Source organism: Chelatococcus sp. GCM10030263 (assembly GCF_042666455.1).
Classification (GTDB): Bacteria; Pseudomonadota; Alphaproteobacteria; order Rhizobiales; family Beijerinckiaceae; genus Chelatococcus.
This window is the reverse complement of sequence record NZ_JBHTDB010000016.1, coordinates 798592-807380: the sequence shown is the minus strand read 5'-3', so window position 1 is coordinate 807380 and position 8789 is coordinate 798592. Positions and strand designations below refer to the sequence as shown.

8 protein-coding genes and 2 pseudogenes are annotated in these 8789 nt (G+C 61.2%); 4 read left to right on the top strand and 6 right to left on the bottom strand.

Annotated features, from left to right (window positions below):
* Nucleotides 1-371: 371 nt before the first annotated feature.
* The gene (locus ACFQU1_RS26155; RefSeq protein ID WP_378138323.1) at nt 372-1322 is read left to right on the top strand and encodes an alpha/beta fold hydrolase; all 951 of its coding nucleotides are present in this window, start codon (nt 372-374) and stop codon (nt 1320-1322) included.
* Nucleotides 1323-1380: 58 nt separating this feature from the next.
* Here ACFQU1_RS26155 and ACFQU1_RS26150 read toward each other — a convergent pair whose 3' ends face one another.
* Nucleotides 1381-2070 (bottom strand): aspartate/glutamate racemase family protein, encoded by a 690-nt coding sequence (locus ACFQU1_RS26150; RefSeq protein ID WP_378138321.1) that lies wholly within the window; start codon nt 2068-2070, stop codon nt 1381-1383.
* A 190-nt stretch (nt 2071-2260) separates the two neighbouring features.
* Nucleotides 2261-3073: an SDR family NAD(P)-dependent oxidoreductase gene (locus tag ACFQU1_RS26145; RefSeq protein ID WP_378138394.1), complete on the bottom strand. Its 813-nt coding sequence runs from the start codon at nt 3071-3073 to the stop codon at nt 2261-2263.
* A gap of 48 nt (nt 3074-3121) precedes the next feature.
* Here ACFQU1_RS26145 and ACFQU1_RS26140 point away from each other — a divergent pair, with 48 nt between their 5' ends.
* Nucleotides 3122-3502, top strand: a complete 381-nt coding sequence (locus tag ACFQU1_RS26140; protein ID WP_378138319.1) for a winged helix-turn-helix transcriptional regulator — start codon at nt 3122-3124, stop codon at nt 3500-3502.
* 69 nt (nt 3503-3571) lie between these two features.
* On the opposite strand, the gene ACFQU1_RS26135 is transcribed toward ACFQU1_RS26140, so the two are convergent.
* A complete protein-coding gene (locus tag ACFQU1_RS26135) occupies nt 3572-4153 on the bottom strand; it encodes a TetR/AcrR family transcriptional regulator (protein ID WP_378138317.1) in 582 nt (193 codons plus the stop codon).
* Nucleotides 4154-4675: 522 nt separating this feature from the next.
* On the opposite strand from ACFQU1_RS26135, the gene ACFQU1_RS26130 reads away from it, so the two are divergent.
* Complete coding sequence (locus ACFQU1_RS26130) at nt 4676-6076, top strand: MFS transporter (protein ID WP_378138315.1); 1401 nt, start codon at nt 4676-4678, stop codon at nt 6074-6076.
* Nucleotides 6077-6248: 172 nt separating this feature from the next.
* On the opposite strand, the pseudogene ACFQU1_RS26125 reads toward ACFQU1_RS26130, so the two are convergent.
* The 3 genes and pseudogenes from ACFQU1_RS26125 to ACFQU1_RS26115 all read right to left on the bottom strand — a co-directional run.
* Nucleotides 6249-6401 (bottom strand): annotated as a pseudogene (locus ACFQU1_RS26125) (TrbG/VirB9 family P-type conjugative transfer protein); the annotation flags it as partial.
* Nucleotides 6402-6457: 56 nt separating this feature from the next.
* Nucleotides 6458-6853, bottom strand: a pseudogene (locus ACFQU1_RS26120) (isoaspartyl peptidase/L-asparaginase); the annotation flags it as partial.
* 234 nt (nt 6854-7087) lie between these two features.
* Nucleotides 7088-7576: a MarR family winged helix-turn-helix transcriptional regulator gene (locus ACFQU1_RS26115; protein WP_378138313.1), complete on the bottom strand. Its 489-nt coding sequence runs from the start codon at nt 7574-7576 to the stop codon at nt 7088-7090.
* A gap of 181 nt (nt 7577-7757) precedes the next feature.
* On the opposite strand from ACFQU1_RS26115, the gene ACFQU1_RS26110 reads away from it, so the two are divergent.
* Nucleotides 7758-8789, top strand: a complete 1032-nt coding sequence (locus ACFQU1_RS26110) for an ABC transporter substrate-binding protein (protein WP_378138311.1) — start codon at nt 7758-7760, stop codon at nt 8787-8789.

The window sequence follows — 8789 nt, the reverse complement described above, 5'->3', positions numbered from 1 at the left end:
CGCCGAGTTCGCCCTCAAATCCTCGCTGGAAAAAGAGGCCGCCTGAGGCCAGAAACGAAACCTAGGACTCTCCCTCAGACCGGAGGAGAAAAGGGTCTCAGGTCACGCGAGTTACCGAATCACGGCATCTCGACCGGATATCGAATCCACCGTGCCGTCGTGAACCGCTGGGAGCTTGAACGCCATGGCGGTCGCTGGATGATTGCCAAGCGGACGCTTCTGCCCGTCGATGGATCAGCTATTCACCAGGAATTATTGCGCAAGGGATTGAACGATCTGTACTTCGCTTAGTCCAACGGGAACGGCGGCCGCTATCTGCCACCGCTGCTGTTGCACCCCCACCTTGCCTGACGATTCGATTGGAAACCTGCATGAGGCACGCACACATCGCTGCCAATGACATAACGATTCACGCCGTGGAGCTCGGGTCAGGACCAGCGGTGATCTTCTGCCACGGCTTCCCCGACACCTGGCGCGGATGGAGACGCCAGATGGAAGCGGTCGCCGACAAAGGTTATCGGGCAATCGCGCTCGACATGCGTGGTTACGGCGGAAGCTCAGCGCCGGAAAATCCGGAGGCCTATACCGTGCTCCACACGGTAGGTGACGTGGTGGGCGTAATGGACGCTCTCGCGGTGAAACAGGCGGTGATCGTCGGTCATGACTTCGGCGCATCCGTAGCATGGAACGCGGCGCTGATGGGCCCGGATCGCTTCCCCGCGGTGTTCGGCCTGAGCGTTCCATTCTCGCCTCGTGGCGAGAAGAGCTTCCTCCAGGTGATGATCGAAGCTGGGCATCCAAACTTCTATATGTTCAGTCGTATGCTGCCGACCGCCGAGGCGGCCTGGTCAGATCTGCGAAAGCGCCTGCCGGCAAATCTCTACTGGTCTTCGGCTGCGGCTCCGAAGCCGGAGCGTTGGACGCTGTTCAATCGAGACGAGCCAAAGTACCAGCAATTACCCGCCCCTCTACCCGGTTGGGCGAACATGGAAGACCTTGAAGCGGCTATCACCGACTTCGAGCGCACGGGCTTTCGCGGCCCGCTGAACTACTATCGCTCCATCCAACCGGGCTTCGATCTCACCGCCGCTTTCAAGGGGAGATTGGTCGAGCAGCCGTCCTTTTTCCTGGCGGGCGACGAAGACGGGACCAAGGACGTCGGAGGGGGATTCAGTGAGGAGCGCCTACGCAAAGCACTGCCGGGGCTGATCGGTTGGCAGTTGCTTCCCGGTGTCGGTCATTGGCCTCAACTTGAGGCGACCGAGGCGACCAACGCGGCTTTGATTGGCTTTCTTCAAACGCTCAGCCTCAGGGCACGATGATCACGAACGACGATGATTCGGGAAACGAAGCCCGACGTTCGCAGAATGAACTGCGTCACTAAGCCAGCGCCGCGTCTATAGCCGATTCGCAATGGATCAGGGTCGTATCGAAAACGGGAACGGAGACGTTGCACTCATTGAGCAGCATTCCAACTTCTGTACAACCGAGGATCACGCAGTCGGCACCTTTTTCAATCAAGCCCTGCGCTATGTTCTCATAGATCGAGCGGCTGTCCGTCGTCGTAATATCCTTGCAGAGCTCGTCATAGATGATGCGATGCACTTCGGCCCGATCGGCGTCGTCGGGAATGATGGGTTGAAGCCCAGCCGCTTTGAGACGATCGATGTAGAAGGTCTGCTCCATAGTGAACGCTGTCGCCATCAGGCCGGGCGTCTTGAGGCCTGATTTCGTGATCCGATTCGCCGTCGCGTCGGCGATATGCAGGAGCGGGATGCCCACTCCGCTCATCATCTGCTCAGCCAACTTGTGCATCGTGTTTGTTGCCAGGACGATAAGGTCAGAGCCGCCGCGCTCCAACCCCTTGGCCTCAGCATTGAGAATACGCCCGGCTTCGTCCCATTGACCACTGGCTTGCAACGTCTCGATTCTTGCAAAATCCAGCGAGCGGATCAGCAGCTCGGGAGAGTGCAAGCCTCCAAGTCGCTTGCGGACGATCTCGCACATCTTGCGATAATAGATCTGCGTCGAGGCTGCGGACATGCCTCCGAGGATTCCAATGGTTTTCATTCTGTCTCCGATCGCGCAGCATCGTTGGCTCTTGCTGTGATGTCGGCGCAATGCGACATGATCGCGTTCGCAAGCGTGAATGGAATGTTCTCATCGGTTCAGCGGACGGTGCGTCGTCAGCGCTCATGGTGAGTTTGGTCAACCGGAGCTCGACGGGATCGCTGGGGACGTGCTCTGTCGATCGGCCAAGTCAAAGGACGGGGGACATACCACCATCCACCCGCAGGTTGATACCAGTGATGTAGGCTGCGAGCGGGCTGGCGAGGAAAGCAACGGCGCTCGCCAACTCGTTCAATTCTCCGACGCGTCCGAGCGGCACTTGTGCGAATAGCGGCAGGACACCGCGCTGAATCTCCCCCCAAGGCGCATCGGCGGAAGCGATACCACGGTCCGTCGCGACGGCTCGGAAGGCTTCTTCCAGCTTGGCGCTGCGGATGGTTCCCGGCGATACTGCATTGACGGTGATACCTTCACCCGCCACGGCTTTCGCCATTGAGGCTGTCATCGCGTTCATCGCGGCCTTGGCGGCCGAGTAGTCGGGACCGGTCGGCGGCGGCATGGTCGCCGCTCCACTGGAGATGTTGATCACGCGGCCCCACCGAACTTTCCGCATTCCAGGCAGGAGGCGGGTCGTGACACGAAGGGCGGCGAGGACGTTACGATCATAGGTAAATGTCCAGCCTGAGGGCTCTGTCGTCTCCCAGTCGTTCTTCGGGCCGGAGCCTCCGGCGTTGTTCACCAGGATGGCGATGGGGCCAAACCGCGCCTCAGCCTCGTCGATCAGACGGTCGACATCCGCTTCACTCATCAGGTCGCCCAGAACGCCAAATGCGGTCCCCCCTTGGACGCCAATGGCCTCCACCGCATAGTCGACCGCCTCCGGGTCGCGGCCGTGAACGACAACATGGGCGCCCTCGCGCGCCAGGGTGGTGGCGATAGCTTCACCTATGCCCTTGCTGCTCCCGGTCACGAGGGTGGCCTTGCCGTGAAGTTGCAACTCCATATGCTTGAAATCCATCCAATTTGCAGATGATAGGACAGATCGGTCGATATGGTCGACGAGACAAGTACGCACTTAAAAGTGCCCATCAGAGCCCAAGAGCGTGACGTCTGCCTTGGTCCCGATGGTGCTGTCGCGCATGTGACTCGCGTCATTCGGATGATCCAAGGTCGTTGGAAACTACCGATCCTGTTCCGCCTTTATGCTGCCTCGTCCCTGCGCTCATCGCAGTTCCTGCGCGACATGCCCGGCATCTCGCAAAAGGTGCTGACGCAGCATCTTCGGGAACTGGAGAAAGATCATCTGGTGGAGAGGATCGATTTTGCCGAGAAGCCGCTTCGCGTGGAATATCGGCTCTCCGAGCGAGGTCGGCAATTGATGCCCGTGCTGATTGAGGCCAGGCGCTTTTCTGCCGAGCATCCCGCATACTAACTGCGTCCGTGCACCTTCAGCTGGCGTCGTGTAGGCGATCGGCCGGGCCAGCGATAGAAGCATTCGCAACTAGACTAGCTGCAAACCACTGACCAGAAGATCGACCATCCGCACTGCTTGTCGCTTCCAGTTTTCACCGGGTCTCACGTGAGCCACGCCTGAGAGCGCGCGAAGCAAGTCGTGTGGCTCGACGTCGTCCCGAAAGACGCCATTCGCAACCCCACGTGAGACCAATGCCTTGACGGGCACGTCGAGGCGCTGCGGTGTTTTGCTGTAGACGCGCTCCGGTCCGCCGATGAGGGTATCCATCGCTGCGGCCATGCCGTGCTTGGCGTCGAGAAACTCCACGAAGAGCAAAAGCCACTCGCGGAGCGCATCAGCCGGTTCTCGTTCGCGCATCAACTCATCGGCTGCCTCGATCAGCGCGGTGACTTCCTGCTGGTATACCTCCGAAATGAGTTCGTCGCGCGTCGGAAAGTGGCGATAGAGCGAGGCGATGCTGACGCCTGCGCCGCGTGCGACATGTTCAAGACCGACGCTTGCGCCCTTTTCAGCAAAGGCGCGCTTGGCCGCCTCGATCAATCGGAGTCGGTTTCGCTCGCCGTCGGCGCGGGGCCGGCGCGTCGGCTTGGTCGTGGTGTCTTCCTTCAAGTCGAGTAAGCCCCTTGATAAGCGTAGGATATCTACGTATAATAAGTGTAGTCACCCTTCGGTTTTAACATAGGGCGCGGCGCGATGGAAGCAAGCTGATGCGACTGCTCTGAGCGGGCGGGAGAAGAGTCGCTTTCAAACGGCTCGGTAGCAGAGTTAGTCGCTGAAGGACTCGGGCAAACGTTCGCCCGGCGCGCAGGGCTAGGCCCTCGCGAGCGTAGACGGGCTCGGCGTGGAGGTGTCCGTCGCGCTGTTTCGGCGCAACTGTGATCGGCTCCGGCCATCCAACAGACCAGCCGCAGCGGAAGATGTCGGGCAACCCGATGTATTGCCAATTTTCGTCGACGACAGCGTCATGAAAGGCGCTGTCAATCGCGGACTCTAATCCATCCATACCCTTGCCGGTTACTCCGGCGAGCTTCCGCTCTTCTCAACAATTCGCTTTGCGATCCCGCGTCTCCTTTGAACGTGCGGCGTGTCGCGTGCCCGAACGAATCCGAAATCGCTCAAGGAGCCCGCCCGATGGCGACGTCGCAAATATCTCAGCCCCAAACAGGCGAACCGCCGATTATGACGCCTCGGCAAAGTCTGATCGCCGTGCTTCTTCTCGGCACCAATTTCATGCTGTCGGTCGACTTCTCGATCCTCAACATCGCGCTGCCCGAGGTCGGGCGGGCGGTAGGTCTCGATCTCGTCAGCCTGCCCTGGGTCGCGACAGCCTTTGCGTTGCCTGCCGCTGGACTGTCGCTCCTCTTCGGGCGACTCGCCGACCTTTACGGGCGTCGCCTCCTGTTTCTCCTGGGACTCGCGCTGCTTGCGGCGTCATCCTTGATGGGCGGTCTGGCGACCGGGCCGGTGACGCTTCTCGCCGCGCGTGCGCTCCAAGGGGTGGCAACCGCAATGACGGCGCCGGCCGCTCTGTCGCTGCTGATCACGACATTTGCCGATGAACGTCAACGCGCGCGCGTGCTTGGCCTGAACGGCGCATTGCTTTCCGCCGGCTTCACGGTCGGCGCGCTGGCGGGCGGGATACTCGTCGGCGCATTGAGCTGGCACTGGACCTTCCTGATCAATGTGCCCTTCGCTGTTGTGATCCTTGCGTTGGCGCCGTTTGTCGTTCCCGCAGCCCACACGCCCGAGGACGTGAAGCTCGACATCCCGGGCGCCGTCTCGGTCACGCTCGCGCTCTTTGCCATCGTATTCGGGATCACCGAGCGCTCACTGCCGGTATTGATTGTGGGAGCCATTCTTCTGGCGCTGTTCTTCTGGATCGAGCGCCGCGCGAAGGCCCCGTTGGTCGCCCTGGAGATGCTGGCATTGCCGTCGGTGCGGTGGGGCAACCTGGCGCTGCTGATTGTCTTCGCGATGGAGGCCGGGCTGATCTTCCTGGTCACGGTGTATCTCCAGGATGCGCTGCATTTTGGAGCAATGACGACCGGCCTGATCTTTGGTGTTCCGGGGCTGGCGGCCGTCGCGGCGGGCGTTATCGCGGGCCGGATTATCGCTCATCGCGGCGCGCGTCCCGTACTTTTGGTGGCAATGGCGGTTCAGGCGGTCTTCACCGCGCCGCTGATCATGCTTGGCAATAGTCCATCCTGGCTGTGGCTGCTGATCCCTGCGCTGTTCATAGGTTTCTTCGGTCACATCACCGCCGTCGTCGCCGCCACGGTTGCCGCTACCTCGGAAGTGACGGATGAAAACGAAGGACTAGCCACCGGCCTTTTGAGCATGACTCAGCAGGTTGCGGTCACAGTTGGAATCCCAATTCTCGGCGCGGTCATGGCTCTGCGGGCCGATATTCTGGCCGGAATCCAACTCGCCTTCGTGGCAGACGTCATTCTGACGCTGGCGGTTGTGTTCCTGGTCGCCGTTGGCCTGAAGCAAATGCGGACTGCGAGCTTCACATCGTCTGCGGCCGAGTAGCAGCGACTGCGTCCCGGCAGGCTTTTGTGGCCCCTGCTTCGAGCCGGAGCGAGGGGCCGCAAGGGTGGTGTCGTGCTGCGGAGGCGGCGGGGACCGACCTGCATATCGCGCCAATTCCAAGCCGACCAAGCACGCAGGGCGTCGTCAAACTTGATAAGCGTAGTGTGGCTACGGGCCGCGTCGGCTTGACCAGGATATGAACCTGCAGCGTGGCGCCTGCGCCGCTCTGCGTGTCGCCGATGATCCAGCGCACGGTGTCGCCGGCGGCGACCGGCCCGGAGCCGACGAGCTGCTCGCCCGGTTGGAGAGCGATGTCGGTGATCTGCCGCCGCCGATGACGCCCGAAGCGCCGACCCGCCCCGGTGCCTTGTTGGTCAGCCCGCCTGTCGAGGTAGCCGCAGCCAGAGAACCTCGCATATCTCGGGTTACTGCACCCACAGTACCGTATTTTTTTCCATCGTGGTCCAGTTCAACCCGACAGCTATTGCGTGCCGCCATCAACTGCGCGCGCCGTAGCGCAGTTTCGAGAAAAGCTCGCGTCGATCAGGTCGAACCCCGCCGCCGCAGCATAGCGTTCAGCGCCTGCCCCGACGAAGAGACATGCTCGGAATGGTCGAGGATGTGGCGTACTAGAAGAATCGGATTGCGAATGTGAGCGACGTTCAGAACGCCGCCCGTCGCCAGATCGCTGCCGCGCATAATGGCGGCATCGAGCTCGAACGTGCCATCTGCCGTAAGAACGCTGCCATGCCCGGCGTTGAAACAGGCGGCGGTCATCGAGCGGCAGCAGCGATCGCCTGATCGATGGTTTCCGAGCCTCGCCGGCTTATCTCAAGCTCGCCAGCGAATGACGGCGCTGAACGCGGTGAAAGAAACGTCCGCTCACGTCTGATCTGGCCGCAGCCGAAGGCTCGCTCATCTTGAGACGTACAAATTTCTCTTTGAAATCGAACGCGGAAGACCCTTGCTCGTTAGGCAGTCGGAGTTTCACTGTCCCAGCAACGCTGCTGATCACGGTCGGGTAACATCAGTCTCCGTTGCCGCTGCAGCAGGTTCCTCCAGCATCGCGTCCGCTTCCGCCTGGAGCCGATCGAGGCATTCGATCAGAAGATCGGCCGTCCCTTCGGGAAGGCTGGCCAAAAGTCTCTCCTGTCGCGATTGAGCTACAGCAAGGATGGCGGCATGCATCTTTCTACCCTCAGCGGTGAGAGAGAGTAGAATCCGGCGCCCATCTCGCTCGTCGGGCCTGCCTGCCACCAATCCCCGCTGCCGCAAGCTGTCTGCGGAAAGGCCGACCCATCCCTTATCGGTCGCAAGATTGCGGCTGACCTCTCGCGCCGTGGTCGGTTCGCAGGAGGCGACGATCGAAAGCACGCGCCATTCCGGGAGCGTTATCCCGAACTCGTCGCGATACCGACGGCTGGCGTAGAGGCCCAACGTATTCGACAGCCGGAGAAGGCGCGACGACAGGAAATCGGTGACTGTATTCGGCTTTTTCATGAGCGGTATTTACCAATTGACGGCCACCCTGATCAAGCCATATGGTAGTGATCACATCTAATTCGATCCAGGCATGGCTTCGGCGGCCGCACTGGATCGTCACAGTCTGGCCGTTGCAGGTCCGGGTTTGAACTCGGTATGGCGCCCTGCGGAAGCCCGGACTCATCAGGGAGGGGAGACCATGCTGAACAGACGCATGTTGCTGTGGCGCGGACTTGCTGCGGGGGCAGCCACCGTGCTCGCACGACCGGCTCTTGCGGATTCCGGCTGGGAGAGCGTCGTCACCAAAGCCAAAGCGGAAGGGCGGGCTGTCTACTACTCGAGCGGGATCGCCAAGACAGAAGAGCCGCTCATGGCGCAGTTCGGCGGGAGTGCGGGCTTCACGGTCGAATACGCGCGGCCCGGCGGCGGTGAGATCGTGCTGCGCAAATACGAGCAGGAGATCAAGGGCGGAGCCGATTCGGCGGATGTCTGCGGCCTCAGCGACTACGCGCTGGGCATCTACGCTCGCGACAAAGGCTATACGGCGGCACCGGACCTGCCGAATGTTGCAAAGCTCGGTGGGGCCTTCGCGTTGACCGATCCCGGCATCTATCCGACCGGCGGCCTGGCGATGACGATCGTCGTCAATAAGAACATCATTCCAGATGGCGAAGGCCCAACCAAGTATACCGATCTGGTCGACCCCAAATACAAGGGAAAGATCCTCTTCGGCGCCCCGGAGAATGCTGGGACGTCGACGCTGCTCATCAAGGGCCTCGTGGAGCAGCACGGCTGGGAGTTCATCAAGGCGCTCCGGGCCAACGAGGTCAGCGAAATGCGGCTTCAGGCCGAAGCCATGCAGGCCGTCGCGCGCGGCGAGAAGCCGATCTGCGTGGTCGCCCAGGCGTGGGGCTTCCTCTACCAGTTGCAGGGCTCGCCCACGCGCATGATCTTCCCAGAAGACGGGACGGTGCTCGCGCGTTATTGCTGCTTCATCTCAAAGCAAGCGGCCCATCCTGCTGCCGGTGCGGTTCTGGCAAACCATCTCCTTTCGGCGGAATACCAGAAATCGCTCGCCCAGGAGAACGGCTTCTACGGATCCAACAGCGACGCGCCTCCTCCCCCGGGCATGCCGCCAGTCTCGAAGTTGAACATCTACTCGCCGAATCTCGTCGAACTCACCGCCCAGCGCGGCGAGATCATCGACACTTGGCGCAAGATCATGGGCTGA

Coding starts and splice junctions, on each gene's coding strand:
- ACFQU1_RS26145 (WP_378138394.1), bottom strand. CDS start 3,073: ATGGAGTTGCAACTTCACGGCAAGGCCACCCTCGTGACCGGGAGCAGC.
- ACFQU1_RS26110 (WP_378138311.1), top strand. CDS start 7,758: ATGCTGAACAGACGCATGTTGCTGTGGCGCGGACTTGCTGCGGGGGCA.
- ACFQU1_RS26130 (WP_378138315.1), top strand. CDS start 4,676: ATGGCGACGTCGCAAATATCTCAGCCCCAAACAGGCGAACCGCCGATT.
- ACFQU1_RS26115 (WP_378138313.1), bottom strand. CDS start 7,576: ATGAAAAAGCCGAATACAGTCACCGATTTCCTGTCGTCGCGCCTTCTC.
- ACFQU1_RS26155 (WP_378138323.1), top strand. CDS start 372: ATGAGGCACGCACACATCGCTGCCAATGACATAACGATTCACGCCGTG.
- ACFQU1_RS26140 (WP_378138319.1), top strand. CDS start 3,122: ATGGTCGACGAGACAAGTACGCACTTAAAAGTGCCCATCAGAGCCCAA.
- ACFQU1_RS26150 (WP_378138321.1), bottom strand. CDS start 2,070: ATGAAAACCATTGGAATCCTCGGAGGCATGTCCGCAGCCTCGACGCAG.